Below are 16,735 nucleotides of genomic sequence, written 5' to 3' on the forward strand. Positions count from 1 at the left end.
TGTGCGCCTTTCGGGCTGCTAATTCCAGCCCGAAGAACGGCGTTAATGTCGCATCCAAGCCAAGGTCGCATCCGTTCGAGCGGTAGAAGGCGCGTATTCGGCACTGACCCAACCGGTGTAACCAGCATCATCCATTGCCGCGAAAAGCTGCGTGAAATCCGTGGGCCCGCGCCCCGGTTCAGAACGTTCGGGGGCGGCCCCGATCTGGGCGTGGACAACGCTGGGGTGAAAACGCTCCCAGACGGCCAGCGCGTCGCCGTGGATCATATGTGCGTGAAAACTGTCATATTGCAGACCGACATTCGGGCGATCCACGCGGCCCAGTACCTCGGTCGCCAGATTATAGTCGTTCAAGAAATAGCCGGGTTGGGACATTGGATTGAGGGGTTCGATCGTAAATGTCTGCTGCGGTGCGAAATCGGCGGCCCACTGTAAGTTTTGCACGAAGCAGTCCAACGCATCCGTCCCGGCGGCGTATCCTGACATGATATGAATGAAACCCGGCCGCAGCACCTGAGCGTAGCGCAGAACGCGGCGGATATCAGACTGAAACCGGGACGCACCGCCGGGGATGGCGGCATAACCCGGTGCGCCACCGGTATAATTCGGCGGAGGCGCGTTGATCAGAACCAGTTCGAGCCCGTTGGCCAGCAAGGCACGCCGGGTTTCTTTTGCAGCCAGTTCGTACGGAAACAGGATCTCGACCGCCTTGAACCCGGCATCTGCCGCTGCCTGAAACCGATCCAGATACGGAAGTTCGGCAAAGAGCAATGAGATATTCGCGGCGAATTTTGGCATAGGCGGCCCATGGATTTCAGGTGGCCCGACCTTATCCGCGCGTTGATTTCTGTGAAAGTGACAGAAAACGACAGTTTGTCGAAATTCGACCAGATCGACCCGATGAAATCGGAAACGCTTCCTGCATTGCGGCGAATCAATTTTCTGACGCCGTGCCAATGGAAGGTTTGAAAACGATGGCGATGAGCCCAGACCCCGTCCGCGGGAACAGCCTTTCTGCGCCGGCGGGACAGCATTCTGCCTTGTCGGGCAACGGGTTGGCCGTGGCTTCGATGCTGACATGGGCGGCCGGGTTTCCGGCGGCCGAGGTGCTGTTGCAAACATGGCCGCCCGTCGCCCTGTTGGCCGCGCGACTGGCGCTGGCCGTGTTGGTGATGGTGCCGGTCTGGGTGATTCTGGACGGGCCGCGTCGGGTTGTTTCAGCCCGCTGGGGTCATGCAATGACCGTCGGCGGCCTTGGAATCGGGTTGGGAATGTTCCTGTTGATCTTGGCGCAAAAGCTGACCGACCCGGTGACGGTGGCAATCATCGTCTCCTGCGCACCTTTGGTGGCCACATTGCTTGAATTGGCTGCTGGCACACGCCGGCTGAAGTGGAATTTTGCGCTGGGCGTTCTTGTGTCGATTGTCGGCGGATTGATCGCCACCAGCGCCTTGGCCCCGGCCCAGTTGGGTCTGGGCGCGGCCTGTGCGGTTGGATCAACGGTGCTGTTCTGCTGGGCCAGCATGGCAACCGCCCGTGATTTCGCCGAACTGAGCCAGACCGGGCGCACCACGATCACCTTCGTCGGAGGGCTGGCCATGGCATCGCTGCTGGTTTTCGGATCGGCGCAGTTTGGTCTGGACGTGATGCCTGCAACTGCGTTCGACACGCAGCAGGCGGGCATGCTGATGATCTATGCGCTTATCTCCATGGGTCTCAGCCAGGTATTATTCATCACCTCCGTCGGCAAGCTGGGCGTGGCGCTGGCCTCTTTTCACATCAATGTTGCCCCGTTCTACGTGATGCTGATCATGCTGATGCTGGGGGACGAGTGGAACTGGACCCGGGCATTTGGTGCGGGCATTGTTGCAATGGCTGTCGTGCTGGCACAGGATCGCGCGCCGCGGTCAGCTCAGGTCGGCTGAAGGGATCAGGCCAAAGAACTGCCCGCCTGACCAAACACCGAACCAGCCGTCATGGTGCGTTCCGATCTCGACGAGGCGGTAAAAGCTTTTGCGGTCTATCCGAGCTTCAAGGTTGTCGCGGATCAATATGTAGGGTGAGGGTTCATCTGTTTCAGGGTCGATTACAATTCGGATCGGATGATCAGCTCCGGCCAAGGCCCGGTCGCCAACATGGGTTGTGAAGGTCAAGGACTGGTCCTTTCCATCCCCGTCCCGGACGAAATCCACTGCGACAAACGGCGCGTCATCGACAGTGATTCCCACCTTCTCGACCGGGGTGACGAGGAAGTATTTGCCGTCTTCCTTCTTAAGAATTGAGGAAAAAAGCTTCACAAGCTCGAAACGGTTGATGGGTGAGCCTAAATAACTCCATGTGCCATCTTTTGCGATCTTGATGTCCAGATCGCCGCAAAACGGAGGATTCCAGAGGTGAACGGGCGGTAAACCGTTGGTTTTGGCCGCCTTGACCGATGCCGCCAGACCATCTGGCGACGGTTTCACAGGTTTTTGTCCGCTCATTGCTTTTGCCATTTCCTCTCAGCGCGATACACTTCAATCATAATAGTCCACGGAAGGGAAAGTCATGACCGAACCTGCCGACCTCGTAGCCGAGATCGAAGCGCTGGAAAACAAGCTGCAAGAGGCCAAGGCCTCGATCACCCGCCGCTTCATCGGGCAGGAGAGGGTCGTGGACCTGACGCTGACCGCACTTTTGTGCGGCGGCCATGCCCTGTTGATCGGTCTGCCGGGTTTGGGCAAGACACGCCTGGTCGAGACTCTGTCGACGGTGATGGGCCTGCATGGCAGCCGCATTCAGTTCACGCCCGATCTGATGCCCGCCGATATTCTTGGGTCCGAGGTTCTGGACACTGCCGACGATGGCAGCCGCCATTTCCGGTTCATTCCCGGCCCGATCTTCTGTCAACTGTTGATGGCGGATGAAATCAACCGGGCAAGTCCGCGGACACAATCGGCGCTGTTGCAGGCGATGCAGGAACGCACCGTTACCGTGGCGGGTGAAGATCGTTCATTGGGTACGCCGTTCCACGTGCTGGCAACGCAAAACCCGATCGAGCAGGAAGGCACTTATCCGCTGCCCGAAGCCCAGCTTGACCGGTTCCTGGTGCAGATTGACGTCGAATACCCCGACCGCCAGACAGAGCGGGATATTCTGCTGGCTACGACCGGGGTTGAAGAGGAAGATGCGCATCAGATTTTCAGCAAGGAAGAGTTGCTGGCCGCGCAGGTCTTGTTGCGCCGGATGCCGGTCGGAGAATCCGTCGTTGAACTGATCCTTGATCTGGTGCGGGCGTTCCGCCCCGAAGAACCCGGTGTGTCCGAACGGGTTGCCGAAACCGTGGCCTGGGGTCCGGGCCCCCGTGCCGCGCAGGCGCTGATGATGACGGTGCGCGCGCGGGCCATGTTGCAGGGGCGCCTGGCACCCAATGCCGAGGATGTTCTGGATATGGCGCGCCCGGTGCTCAGCCACCGGATGGCGCTCAACTTTGCGGCAAGGGCGCGTGGTGACAGCCTTGCAGAGCTGATTGATTCGACCGCTGTCGGGCTGATCCGGACCGAGGCCGCGGCGTGAATGCCGAGCTGACCCTTCGCGAAAGATCCGAAGCCGAGGCATCGCGGCTACCGCCCCTCTTGGCGCGGGCTGAGCACTTGGCCGGAACCGTTCTTCTGGGCGACCACGGTCGACGGCGGTCCGGGATGGGGGATGATTTCTGGCAATACCGCCCGGCACAGGTCGGCGACAGCCGTCGCATGATCGATCACCGCCGCTCGGCGCGGGGGGATCAGCAGTTCGTACGTGAACGGGAATGGCAGATCGCGCAATCCGTGATGCTGTGGGTCGATCAGGGGGCTTCGATGCGGTTTGCGTCCGACAAGACCCTGCCGACCAAAGCGGATCGCGCGCGGCTGTTGGGGCTGGCGACATCCATCCTTCTGGTGCGCGGCGGTGAACGCGTAGGTCTGACCGGCACCACCTTGCCGCCCCGGCGCGGCAATGCGCAGATCATTCGGCTGGCGCAGGCCTGGTCCGAGGATGATCAAGCGGATTACGCCCCACCCGAACACCGCGCCATGATCCCTCATGCCCGCGCCGTGTTCATCTCGGATTTTCTGGGCCCCATGGATGAGGTTGAACTTGCCCTGACCAAAGCCGCCGACCGTGGCGTGCGCGGCGTGGTTCTGCAAGTGCTGGATCCGGGTGAAGAGTCGTTTCCCTATCGCGGGCGCACCATTTTCGAAAGCGTCGGAGGGTCCGTCCGACACGAAACGCTCAAGGCCGCCGAGCTGCGGGACCGTTATCTGGAACGCCTGGCGCACCGCAAGGACGCGTTGAGGCAACTGTGCCGAGCGACGGGCTGGCAACTGGGCCTGCACCACACGGGTGACAGCGCACAAGCGGCTCTGTTATGGCTTTATCGGGCCTTGGATGGGGGCACGCGATGACGGTTCTGGCGGGCATCGGCTTTACCGCGCCATGGGTGTTGCTGGGTCTTCTGACTCTGCCGATCCTGTGGCTGATCCTGCGCGCGGTTCCGCCCGCACCGATCCGCCGCTTGTTCCCGGCGGTCACGCTGCTGTTGGGCCTTAAGGACGACGAAAGCGTATCCGACCGCACCCCATGGTGGCTGCTGCTGCTGCGGATGCTGGCGGCGGCTGCGATCATCATCGGGCTGGCAGGGCCGGTTCTGAACCCGTCACGGGATGAAACCGGAACCGGGCCGCTGCTGCTGGTGCTGGACGCCAGTTGGGCCGGAGCCGCGCGCTGGCCGGCGACACTTGACCAAATCGACACGCAACTGTCGGAGGCCGGGCGCGCGGGCCGAACGGTTGCGATTTTGCGCCTGACAGAGCCGGAAACACCGGTATTTCAGGCTGCGGAAGCGTGGCGTGGGCGTTTGCCGGGGCTGACCCCGAACCCCTGGCAGCCGAATGCGGATCAGATTGCTCAGATCATTGCCGCGTTGAACGCCGTTGACGGCGGATTTGATACCCATTGGTTCAGTGACAGGCTGGATTATGCAGACCACGCTGAACTGGTGTCCAGCCTTCAGGCGCGCGGAGATGTGACGGTCTATCAGGCGGCCTCCCGGCCCGTGGCGATCCGGCCTGCGGCCTATCAGGACGGGCTGATCCAATTGACCGTTCAGCGCGCGGGCCCCGGACCGGAAGACCGCGTGACGGTATTGGCGCAAGGCCGTGATCCGGCGGGCACGGCCCGGGTGCTGCATTCCGTTGAGCTGACCCTGGAGGCCGGCGAAACCTCGGCGCAGGCCGATCTGGCGCTGCCGTCGGAATTGCGCGCCCGTATCACGCGGTTTGAAATTCAGGGCCAAAGGTCCGCCGGGGCCGTGACTTTGACCGATGACAGTCTGCGCCGGCGCGAGGTTGCGCTGATTGCCGGAACCCGCAACCGTGAAGGGCTGGAGCTGTTGTCACCCCTCCATTACCTGACGCAGGTTCTGGTCCCGACCGCGGATTTTGTCGATGGCGGCCTGCTTGAGGTTCTGCCCGCCAACCCGGATGTGATCGTCCTGTCGGACGTGGCGCAGATGTCGGAGCCGGAAGAGGCCGCTTTGATCGAATGGGTCGAACAGGGCGGGCTTCTGCTGCGTTTTGCCGGTCCGCGCATGGCGGCCAGCGATCTCGGCAGGGATACCGAAGACACCCTGTTGCCGGCGCGGCTGCGCAGCGGTGGACGATCCGTCGGCGGTGCGATGAGCTGGGGCGAAGCCAAGACGCTGGCTCCATTCTCCGAAAGCTCTCCGTTTTTCGGCCTGGATATCCCAAAGGACGTGGTTGTTTCGACCCAAGTCATGGCGCAACCAGACCCTAACTTGGCGGATCGCGTGATTGCTTCGCTGTCTGACGGGACTCCGTTGGTAACACGCAAGGCTTTGGGGCTTGGGCAGGTGGTGCTGTTTCACGTCACTGCGGATGCCGAATGGTCCAGCCTGCCGTTGTCGGGTTTGTTCGTCGAGATGCTGGATCGTTTGGCCGTGGCTTCGGCAGCCAAGTCGCGGCAAGAATCGCAACTGCAAGGCACCACGTGGGAGCCGGTTCAGATCATGGACGGGTTTGGCGCCTTGTCAGATGCCGGAACTCTGGCCGGTGTGGATGGCGTTCAGCTGATCTCGGGCCGGATCGGGCCAGATTTGCGTCCGGGTCTCTATGAAAGCGGAAAGCAGAAGCTGGCATTGAACGTGGTTTCGGAAGAAACCGAGCTGCGCCCGGTGACCTGGCCCGCCAATGTGCCGATCAAAGGGCAGGAGGTCAGCACGGAAACCCCGCTTGGTGGCCTGTTGCTCAGCCTCGCGCTGATCTTGCTGACGGTTGACGTGATTGCCTCGCTGGCCTTGTCGGGCAGGCTGGGCCTGGCGCGAACGGCGGCTGCCGCGCTGGCCGCTTTTCTGCTGGTGCCGGACGCACAGGCGCAGACGCCCGAAGATACCGAATTTGCCCTCGCTGCAACGCACGAGCTTGTGCTGGCGCATGTGCTGACCGGTGAGACGCAGGTGGACGATATTGCCGAGGCCGGATTGCGGGGCTTGGCGCAAACCCTGTTCTTTCGCACTTCTGTCGAACCGGCGGACCCAATCGGCGTAGATCTGGAACGAGACGAACTGGCATTCTTTCCGCTTCTCTATTGGCCCATCACGCCGAACCAGCCGCAACCTTCGGCCGAGGCGTATATCAAACTGAACGCCTATTTGCGTTCGGGTGGGATGATCCTGTTTGATACGCGCGATGCAGATATTGCCGGTTTCGGCGCATCCAGTCCGAATGGCCGCAAGTTGCAGCAACTGGCCGGACCGCTGAATATCCCTGCATTAGAGCCGATTCCCCGCGATCACGTCCTGACCAGAACATTTTATTTGCTCCAGGATTTCCCGGGCCGCTATTCCGGCGCAGAAGTCTGGGTCGAAGCTGCACCCGGGGATGCAGAACAGATCGAAGGGATGCCATTCCGCAACCTCAATGACAACGTGACACCGGTGGTTATCGGCGGCAATGACTGGGCCGGGGCCTGGGCCGTGGATCGCAACGGCCAGGCCCTTTTGCCTGTCGGTCGTGGGTATGCCGGGGAACGGCAACGCGAACTGGCCAATCGTTTTGGCGTCAATCTGGTGATGCACGTGCTGACCGGGAATTACAAATCCGATCAGGTCCACGTGCCCGCCCTTTTGGACAGGTTGGGACAATGACCGGAACCGTCATATTCGACCCGCTGATCCCGTGGCCGCTTTTGGCTGCTGTGGGGGCGATTGCCGCTGTCGGAGTAGCTCTGGCCTTGTGGCGCGGCTTGTCGGGCTGGGCCCTGCGGGGATTGGCGGCCCTGGTTGTCATCGCGGCACTGTCCGGTCCGGTCTATCAAGTCGAGGACCGCGCGCCGCTGACGGATATCGTTTTGATGATCGAGGATGAAAGCGCCAGCCAGACACTTTCGGACCGGGCCGAACAAACGGCGCAGGCCGCCGAAGATCTGGCCGCCGAGATTGAGGCGCGCGACAATACGGAACTGCGCCGCATTCGGATCGGCGACGGTGACGGGGATGAGGGCACGCAGGTCATGGCCGCCCTGAATGAGGCCCTGGCCGAAGAGCCGCGTGCGCGCATCGCAGGTATTCTGGTGGTATCGGACGGGATCGTGCACGATGCGGATCAGGTCCCGGAATTGCCAGCGCCGATGCATCTGCTGCAATCCGGGCGTGCGGACGACTGGGATCGCCGGCTTATCGTCCGAAATGCGCCTGCCTTTGCCATCATCGGTGAATCGGTGACTTTGACCCTGCGCGTTGAAGACAGCGGAGCAGCCCCCGCGGGTGCCGCGACAGCGCCGCTGGAGATTTCCGTGGATGGTGGTGAGCCTCAGCAGCTGAGTATACCAATCGGTCGGGATGTCGAACTGCCTGTCACCCTGCCTCATGGCGGGCGCAACGTGATCCAGTTTTCCGTGCCCCTGGCCGAAGGCGAGTTGACCGACCGCAACAACACCGCGCTGATCCAGATGAACGGCGTTCGGGATCGCCTGCGCGTTCTGCTGGTCTCGGGCGAGCCGCATCCGGGCGGGCGCACATGGCGCAACCTGCTGAAATCCGACAGCTCGGTCGATCTGGTGCATTTCACCATCCTGCGCCCGCCCGAGAAACAAGATGGCGTGCCGGTGGACGAATTGTCTTTGATCGCCTTCCCGACCCGCGAGTTGTTTCTGGAAAAGATCAACGATTTCGATCTGATCATCTTCGACCGTTACAAGCGGCGCGGCATCCTGCCTGCAATCTATCTGGACAACGTCACCAGTTATATCAATGACGGCGGCGCCGTTCTGATTGCCGCCGGTCCAGATTTCGCCGGAGCTGACAGCATTTTTCGGTCGCCGCTGGCGCCCATCCTGCCAGCGCAACCTTCCGCGCGTGTCTTCGAGGAACGCTTTGTTCCAAAGGTCAGCGCGTTGGGTCAGCGCCATCCGGTGACAACAAATCTTGGCGATTCCGAGGATTGGGGGGCCTGGTTGCGCCAGATCGATGTGAACCATCGCTCGGGCGAGGTTCTGATGACGGGCATTGACGAACGCCCCCTGCTGGTTCTGGACCGAGTGGGCGAAGGGCGTGTTGCGATGCTGGCATCGGACCATGCCTGGCTGTGGAGCCGTGGCTTTGAAGGTGGCGGTCCGCAACTGGAACTTTTGCGCAGGCTGGCCCATTGGATGATGAAGGAACCCGAACTCGAGGAAGAGGCGCTGTGGGCCGAAGCCAACGGCCAGTCCATGCGCATCATTCGACAGACGCTTGGGGATGATGTGGGTCCGGTGACTGTGACGCGCCCGAACGGCGAAACGCTGGAAATCACCTTGCAGGAGGTCTCTCCGGGGCGGTTCGAAGCGCAATACTATGGGCCCGAGATTGGTCTTTACCGTTTGCAGGAAGGTGACCACATGGCCGTGATCGGGCTTGGTCCCGCCGCGCCGAAGGAGTTTGAACGCACCATCGCTACGGGGGATGTTCTTGAACCGGTTCTGGCCGGCATGCGGGGCGGCGTGATCCGGGTGGAAGATGGATTGCCGTCGATCCGCAACGTGCGCGCCGGGCGCCCGGCGGCTGGTCGGGGCTGGATCGGTCTGACCCCGCGCGATGCCTACGAGACACGGGATGTTACCCAGGCGGGTCTGCTGCCACCTTGGCTGGTTTTGCTGTTGGCAGGAGGTTTCCTGTTGGGTGGTTGGCTGCGCGAGGGGCGGCGCTAATCGATCCTGATTGACGCCCTGTCGGATTGACCTTGCGCATCCACCACGACAAGTGAGGTGAAGCCGGTCCCCGGATTTGGGATTTCGAACTCTCGTCGCCGCTGCCCGGTCAGCACCGGCACGCCATCTGCCAGTACGGAAAACGGCCCGACGCCGCCACGCAGTTTGACCGTCAGAGGTGCTCCTGACGTCTCTAATACGGCGTTATCGGGCGGGAACAGCAGGTCCGGTGCCGAGGGATCATCCTTGAAAGCTGTCGTGCGGGGGCGAAATCGCTGCAACGGCTGAGGCAATTGGGCCGCGCCGACAAGCAAGGTCGAAGGTGGCGGTGGGCGCAGGGGCGTTAGATCGGGTTTCAACAGGTTGAAAGCCTCGGCCAACAGGGGTGCGGCAAGGTCGCCCCCGAATGCACCGGGAACAGGCGTTCCATCGGCGCGGCCCAGCCAGACCCCTATGACGTGCTGCCCGTCAAAGCCGATGGCCCAGGCATCGCGGTGGCCATAAGACGTGCCGGTCTTGTAGGCCAGCGACCCTGTTGCACCGCCTGCCGGTGGCGCAAGCCCGGCCAGAATGTCCGAAACCTGCCAGGCCGAGGTTTCCGACAGAACGCGCCGGGTGCGCTGGGCGTCTGCCAGAACGTCATGATGCAAGATCGGGCCTGTGCCGCCAGCTGCCAGAGTGGCGTAAACCTGCACCAGATCGTGCAGGCTCAACCCCACGCCCCCCAAAGAAATCGCCAATCCGGGTGTTGCGCCATTCAGACGTGGCTCTGATCCGGCCAACCTCAATGCTGTCATCAACCGAGCGGGGCCCAGCTCATTCGTCAGGCGCACGACGGGGATGTTCAGCGACAGCTGTAGGGCGTCCCGCACCCGGACATCGCCACGAAAGGCGCCGTCGAAATTGCGCGGTGCGTATCGGCCAAACATCACGGGGCTGTCGCTGATCAGGGTCTCGGGATGGGCCAGCCCCTGATCGAAGGCCAGCCCGTAGACCAGAGGTTTCAGGGTCGATCCGGGCGACCGTACGGCCCGGGTCATATCCACGAACCCCTGACGGGCATCTTGGTACCCGGCAGATCCGACCGATGCCAGAACCTCGCCGCTGCGATGGTCGGCCACGATCAGAGCCCCGGAAACGCGTGGTCCGACGCGGTTGGCGGCCCGGGCCACCAAGGTTTCCAGCCGGGCCTGCAATCCGGCATCCAGAGTCAGATCGAAGGCCTGTGTTGCGGGTGCTTGCCGCCTCACGCGGTCAGTCAGATGAGGTGCAAGACGCGGAAACGGATTCATCCGATCCGGAAGAGGCTCGGTCATGGCCGCGCGCGCTTCGGCATCGGTCAGGACGGTGTGGCGCACCAGCCTGTTCAGAACCCGGTCGCGGGCCTGCCGGGCAGCCTCGGGCTTGCGATCCGGGCGCCGGGCCTCGGGGGATTGCGGCAACGCAACCAACAGGGCGCTTTGCGCGGGCGTCAGCCGGGTGGCGTCCTTTCCAAACCACGCGCGGGCGCCGGCGCGGAGCCCTTCCAGATTGCCACCATAGGGGGCATGGGTCAGATAAAGGTTCAGGATTTGCTGTTTGCTCAGACGCCGCTCCAACGCCAATGCGACTCTGATCTGGCGAAATTTCCCGCTCCAGCGCCCGGTTGGACCATCTTCGATCAACCGCGCCACCTGCATGGTCAGAGTGGACCCGCCCGACACGTTACGCCCGTTCCACAGGCTTTGCCCGGCAGCCCGCAGCATCGCGATGAGGTCCACTCCGGCGTGGGTCCAGAACCGTTTATCCTCGTACCGGATCAGCATAGCGATGAAATCAGGGTCAACTGCGCCGGGCCGCAGCCTCCAGATGCCATCCTCAACTGGAAACGCCCGCAGAAGGTCGCCATTCCGGTCCCGCATCTCGACCGGAGTTTCAGCCATAACGGAAGGCAGGGTTGTGGCATCGACCCAGCGGTCAACACCATCCCGTGCCAGCGCCGTCAGGTAGAGTGCTCCGGCCAGCGCAAACAAGAGCCGCGACCGCTTAGGCATGACGACCACCCAAACAAGGGTATGGCGCAAGTCCGGTCACTGGATCGCGACCCGTCCGGTAGATGTCCGCGCCCGGTTCTGCGGGCGGTACATGTCTTCGACCGAGGCCGCCGGATGTTGGAACACGCCAGGTGTCACGGCGCGCGCCACGTAGGCCAGCGTCACGGTTTCACGACCGGACAAATCAACGGCGGCCAGGAACCGGTCCGAGCGGAACTCGGTATGGGTGGCGTCGGACAGATCCAGCCAGTCCAGCGATCGGACCTCGCCCGAGCGCAGCAGGCTTGGGTTGTCAATCTCGATCCCGGCGGCCAGTGGATCGTTCACCATCAGCCGCGCACCGTCGTTTTCGAACGGTGTAACTTGCAGTACGGTGACGAACCGATCACCCACGGCAAAGCGTTCTGAATCGATCAGATCGCCATCCATCGAATAATACCGCCGTTCGATTGCATAGCCGGTGCCGCCTGCCTCGGGCGGAACCTCCGGGATGCCTGTGACCGTCAAGGTGATATCCGTCGCCTGACCGTCGGCGGCCGTGACGTTGATCTCATCCGCCTGTCCGGATTGCAGAACTTTCACAAACGGACCGGAAACCGGCGCCCCGTTGACCATCAAGCCCGATCCCGTTGGGTCAGACACAAGCGCGTGCGACGCCAGCAATGACCACGTGGCCTCCTGAGTGGACAGCGGCGCGCGGCCCGTGCTCACCCATTGGATCAAAGCATCGCGGTCAATCGCCTCGCTGCCCGCGTCCACTGCAAGGCTCAACAAGCCCGCTGCGTCCCGCAGGTGGGTGCCGTAGTCAGCGCGCCAGACGTTCTGTTGCTGGTTCTGTTGCCGATCCAGCATCCGCGCGGCACGGTTGAACATCGCATCCGCTCGAGTCTGGTCTCCGTAAGAGGCCAGAGCTGCGCCCAGTTGCGCCGCCGCCAGAGGGGTGTCGAAGGCATCCCCTTTGACATCCGCGTAATAGCGCAGATCGCCCATCGAGGCCGCGCCTTCCCGCGCAAGAACCATCAGGGCATAGGCGATGTCCTGACCGCCTTCGTCGAAATCAGGCGCGTAATTGACCCTGTTCCGAAGATTGTCCATCGCCTGAGCGAACGCCCGGTCCGGCACGAGATGCCCCTGAATGCGGGCACGGGACAGGAAGTCGGTCACATAGGCGTCCAGCCAGAAATCCCCGCTGTCTGCGCGCCACAGGCCAAAGGCGCCGTTTGCGGCCTGACGGGTCAGGATGCTGCGGATCGAATCGGCGATGCGTTGATCCACAACCGGGCCATCCCCCAGCCCCGTGGCTTGCGCAACGGATGACAGATACAGCAACGGCAGCGCTTTGCTGGTGATCTGTTCGGTGCAGCCATAGGGGTAATGGTGCAGCTGATCCAGCAGACCGGGCGTGTCGAATTTGGCCAATGCTCCGGCGGACAGGATGGCCTTGGCCGAACCCGGCTGGAACCCGTCAAACACATCCTGCGAAAACAGGAAGCTATCGCCTGCGCCCAAGGCAAAACGCCGCGTCTGTGCAATCACCGGGTCATTGGCCCGCACCGGCATGCGCAGGGTTTGCGACAGGTCGCGCCCATCAGGTGTGGTGATCGATACGCTGATTTCAGGATCGCCGATGGCGCTGGCCGTGATCGGGATCTCGAAAACCGCCTTGCCACCGTCCTCCAGCAAAAAGCTGGCCGGTGCCGCGCCCAGTTCCAAACCCTTGGAGGCGGTCAGGCCAAGTGCCATTTCTCCGGGTGTGCCATCCGCATGGACGATCTCAAGACGCATCCGGCTTTGATCGCCCGGGGCAAGGAAGCGCGGAAGGCTGGCGGTAGCGACCACCGGGTCGCGGACGATCATTTCAGCTTCGGCCTGACCGACGGCTTTGCGCGACCACGCGACGGCCATCAGCCGGACAGTTCCGTTGAAGGCGGGAAGGGGAATGTCGATCTCAACCTCTCCATCCGCGCCGATCTCGACCGGGCCACTGAACACGGCCATCAGGTCTTGTGTCGGTGGCGGAGACTGGCGACGCATCCCGCTGTCATTGTCGCCGCCCGAGCGCACTGTGCCCATGGCTCCGTTCATGCCGTCGATCAGTCGCCCGTAGACATCCCGCAGATCAACACCCAGACGGCGCTGCCCGAAATAGTATCCTTGCGGGTCCGGGCTTTTGAACCCGGTGAGGTTCAGAATGCCCACGTCGACGGCGGCCAGCGTCAGCCAGACCGGCTCATCGTCCACGGTATTTTCGACCCTGATACGGGCTTTTTGCGTCTGACGCGGTGCGGTGACCTCGGGCACGTCGACAGTTACGGAAAGTCTGCGGTCCACTGGATCGATGCTGGCATGGGCAACGCCCATCGCCCGCGCCGGGTTCTGACCGGCTGCAACATCCATTGGGCGGATCACGGTTGCGGTGACATAAGCCCCGGCGCCCCAATCCTGGGTCACTTCAATCGGGATCAGAGTTTCCCCTTCGGGCACCTCCACGATCTGGCGGTGGATCAGACGGTTCGAAAGGACTTCGATCTGAGCGACACCGGCCATGCGGGGCACGATCCGCAACTGCGCCGTATCCCCGATGCGATAGCTGTCGCGATCCAACGACATTTCAAGCCGGTCCGGCGTGGTCGATGCATCGGCGGCCTGATACCAGCCCGCATAGAAATCGACGGCGGTTTCGGAATATGTTCCGTCAACTCGCTGCACCACCAGTTCATAGCGCCCCCATTCCACCGGTTGCGTCAGCGTCAGAGGGTCAGAGAGGACGTCCACCTCGCCGGTGGCGACACGGCTGCGGCGCGTTGTCGGTTCCCAGTTCCAGTCGCCGTGAAGCTGGTACCATTGATAGCGCGTTTCTATCTTGTTCAGCGTCCAGCGGAGACGCATCGGAACGGGCGTCAACTCAGGAGACAGGCCAACGATCTCGAACGCTGCCTCGGTGCCTTCCGGGATGACTTCGTCGAACAGAGGTTTGACACCAATAACAGGGTGCGGCGGCAGGACGGGCGCGGTCAGGCGACGCTCGACCGGGCGGCCCGAGCCATCGGCCAGCCGGGCGATGATTTCAGCTTCGATTGGCTTTCCTTCAGTTTCTAACACGGGGACTTTGACCGCCACGGTCGCGTGCCCGGTTGCGTCTGTGCGCGTGTCTCCGAAATATGTGCTCTTGATCGAGGTTTCTGCATCATAGCGGCCAAAGCGATATCCGTCGTAGCCCGGGACCGTGTTCGCCGGGCGGGCGATGACCTGCCCGTCAATGCTCAGGTCCGACCCCGGCGCTCCAAACAGATAGCGCGCGTCGATCGCGAGCGGTGGACTGTCGCCGGGGCGCAGGGGTGCGTCGGACAGGGTCAGTTCGAAATCGATCCGTTCGGGAAGGAAATCCTCGACAAGAACGGTCTGACGCGCCAGCGCATCGCCTTTTGGATCGGATTTGATTTCAATCTTCCATGCGCCGCGCGGTACGTCTGCGGCCACGGGCAGGGCAAAGACATGGCCCCCGGCAACACCGCCATCCGAGACAGACCGGCGGTATTCCACCCCGTCCGGGCGATACAGGATCGCCGTCAGAGGCAGGCCCTCGATGGCCTGCGCTTTGCCATCCCGGGACAGGGCGGTGACATGGATTACTTCGCCGGCCCTATAGGCACCTCGGTCGGTGGTCAGAAAGACATCGACCGGCCCCGCCGGTGCGCGCCCTTCAACGCCGCGATCCGACAGGTCAAAGGCAGGATCGGTCAGCGAGAGAAAGCTGAAATCCCTCTCATCGATTGCCGCCGTCACCAGAGCAGGCGCACTGGCCCCTGTGCCGCGTGTCAGGCCCGGATCGAACCTTGCATAGCCGGTTTCATCGGTCTGTGCCGATGAGATGACGGCGTTCGCCCCTGAGATCAGCGAAACTTCGACACCTTCGCGCGGTGCCGCGTCGCTTAGCCCGCGCACGGTCACGTGCAGCCCGTCAGTGCCCAGGGCGGTGCTGATCCCCAGATCAGAAAGCACAAACCATTGCGTTGCGCCGGGATCGTCATAGGGATCGGCCCCCGGAACGCGGGCGGTCAATGCATAGATACCGGCAGGTTGATCCGAGATCGCTTCGGCCATGGGAAGACGTGCCGTCATGGTCTGGTTCAACTGGTTTGAAACCTCGGCAGTACCCGTCCAGATGTCCTGGGCAATCTGGTCCGAGAATTCTTCCTCCTGCCATTCGCTGAGCGGGCGGCCGAAAAAGTCCTGTTGCACGGCCCGCAACAGGTTCCGGTCACTGACCCGCCGCAGGGTCAGGTCCAGTTCGGTGACATTGACCGTTTCGACGGGCAAGGCCGCGTTGGCAGATTTCGGAAGGACATAGCTGCGTCCGGGAAACCGAACCGAAGGCGTCCGGTCGCGTACATAATGGGTCAGTTCGATGCTGCGATTCAGTGCTTCGCCCGAGGCGGCAGGCAAGCCTTCGCGCAATGTCAGGCGATAACGCTGGCCATGCGCGACCCCATCGATGCAAAGCTGGCTGTCCTCGGCCTGCACGACCAGCCCATCGGCGTCACGTTGAACGAAGGGATCATAGTCGACCCCGGCCTTGACCAGTGATTCCGAGAATTCGATACAGATCCTGGGGGCTGCCGCATCGCTTTCGACCGAGCTGTCGACCACGCGGAAACCGTATTTGCCGATGGCTTTGTCCAATGCGGTCAGCACGTCTTCGCGCGGCTGCACCTGCTCGGCCAACCGAAGAACGGGAATCATGTCGCGCCCGCGCTCAACCTCTTCCAGGGCTTCCGCAAGGGTCATCAGAGCAGCGATCTGGGTGCCGGGGGTTTCGGCGCGCAGATAGCCATTGATCGCCGCATTCAGCGCGCGGTTGCGCAGGTCGCGCCGCTCGTTCCAACCCGAAGGGTTCATGGCCAGCAGCAGGTGCGCATATTCCACCCAAAGATCCGCGCGGTCGCTGAGCGATACGGCGACACCGGTCCACTGCATCGTTTGTGCGACACTGCCTGCGTCGCGCGCCGCATCCAGAACGGCCCGCAGATCATACCCCCCTGCCGGGTGCAGGAATCCCAGATCGCGGGCTTGTTTTCTTGCGTGATCCAGATCGTCAGAACTCAGGACGCTCAGTGCTTGCGCGCGCGTTTTTCCCAAGATTAGAGTCTGTTCGCTGCTTGGCACCTTTTGCGCGGACAATGCGCCTTGATACGCCTCTTGTCTGTTCACGCCACTTTTGGGAAAGCAGGCATCGGAACGGGTGTTATAGGTGAACGCCGTACATTGCGCGTTGGCCGAGCAGGCCTGAACACAGGACTTCAGATCGGTGTCGAACAACGGATCCAGATCCGACCCGTAAAAATCCGTGTCCCGAGAGGTGACATAGCGGAACTCAGGCACCGCACTCTGCGCCAGAACGGCGGCGGGAAGGATCAGAAGGCCAATTATGTAAGTTATTGAAATAAAAACAAAGCGGTGCATCGTGCTCTCCTCTT

9 protein-coding genes are annotated in these 16,735 nt (G+C 62.3%); 5 read left to right on the top strand and 4 right to left on the bottom strand.

What is annotated here, in order from left to right:
• Nucleotides 1–42: 42 nt before the first annotated feature.
• The gene (locus tag ACR0FB_RS16610; RefSeq protein ID WP_210093629.1) at nucleotides 43–798 is read right to left on the bottom strand and encodes a hydroxypyruvate isomerase family protein; all 756 of its coding nucleotides are present in this window, start codon (nucleotides 796–798) and stop codon (nucleotides 43–45) included.
• Nucleotides 799–956: 158 nt separating this feature from the next.
• On the opposite strand from ACR0FB_RS16610, the gene ACR0FB_RS16615 reads away from it, so the two are divergent.
• Entirely contained in the window at nucleotides 957–1,925 is a 969-nt protein-coding gene (locus tag ACR0FB_RS16615) for a DMT family transporter (protein WP_209835169.1), read from the top strand.
• Here the strand turns inward: ACR0FB_RS16615 and ACR0FB_RS16620 are convergent.
• Entirely contained in the window at nucleotides 1,908–2,483 is a 576-nt protein-coding gene (locus ACR0FB_RS16620; RefSeq protein ID WP_480621459.1) for a DUF1285 domain-containing protein, read from the bottom strand. The genes ACR0FB_RS16615 and ACR0FB_RS16620 overlap by 18 nt on opposite strands.
• 64 nt (nucleotides 2,484–2,547) lie before the next feature.
• Between ACR0FB_RS16620 and ACR0FB_RS16625 the strand changes: the two genes are divergently transcribed.
• The 4 genes from ACR0FB_RS16625 to ACR0FB_RS16640 are packed head-to-tail and all read left to right on the top strand — an operon-like array spanning nucleotide 2,548 to nucleotide 9,225.
• On the top strand, nucleotides 2,548–3,555 hold the full coding sequence (locus ACR0FB_RS16625; RefSeq protein WP_480621460.1) for an AAA family ATPase: 1,008 nt from the start codon (nucleotides 2,548–2,550) through the stop codon (nucleotides 3,553–3,555).
• Nucleotides 3,552–4,427: a DUF58 domain-containing protein gene (locus tag ACR0FB_RS16630; RefSeq protein ID WP_171637426.1), complete on the top strand. Its 876-nt coding sequence runs from the start codon at nucleotides 3,552–3,554 to the stop codon at nucleotides 4,425–4,427. The genes ACR0FB_RS16625 and ACR0FB_RS16630 overlap by 4 nt, the downstream gene beginning before the upstream one ends.
• Nucleotides 4,424–7,186, top strand: a complete 2,763-nt coding sequence (locus ACR0FB_RS16635) for a DUF4159 domain-containing protein (RefSeq protein ID WP_171724783.1) — start codon at nucleotides 4,424–4,426, stop codon at nucleotides 7,184–7,186. Before ACR0FB_RS16630 ends, ACR0FB_RS16635 begins: the two co-directional genes overlap by 4 nt.
• On the top strand, nucleotides 7,183–9,225 hold the full coding sequence (locus ACR0FB_RS16640) for a hypothetical protein (RefSeq protein ID WP_480621461.1): 2,043 nt from the start codon (nucleotides 7,183–7,185) through the stop codon (nucleotides 9,223–9,225). The genes ACR0FB_RS16635 and ACR0FB_RS16640 overlap by 4 nt, the downstream gene beginning before the upstream one ends.
• On the opposite strand, the gene pbpC is transcribed toward ACR0FB_RS16640, so the two are convergent.
• Entirely contained in the window at nucleotides 9,222–11,258 is a 2,037-nt protein-coding gene (gene pbpC / locus ACR0FB_RS16645; protein ID WP_480621462.1) for a penicillin-binding protein 1C, read from the bottom strand. The two genes, ACR0FB_RS16640 and pbpC, sit on opposite strands and share 4 nt — an antisense overlap.
• A gap of 36 nt (nucleotides 11,259–11,294) precedes the next feature.
• Entirely contained in the window at nucleotides 11,295–16,721 is a 5,427-nt protein-coding gene (locus tag ACR0FB_RS16650; protein WP_480621463.1) for an alpha-2-macroglobulin family protein, read from the bottom strand.
• Nucleotides 16,722–16,735: the final 14 nt, after the last annotated feature.

The organism is Ruegeria sp. P10 (assembly GCF_056534925.1).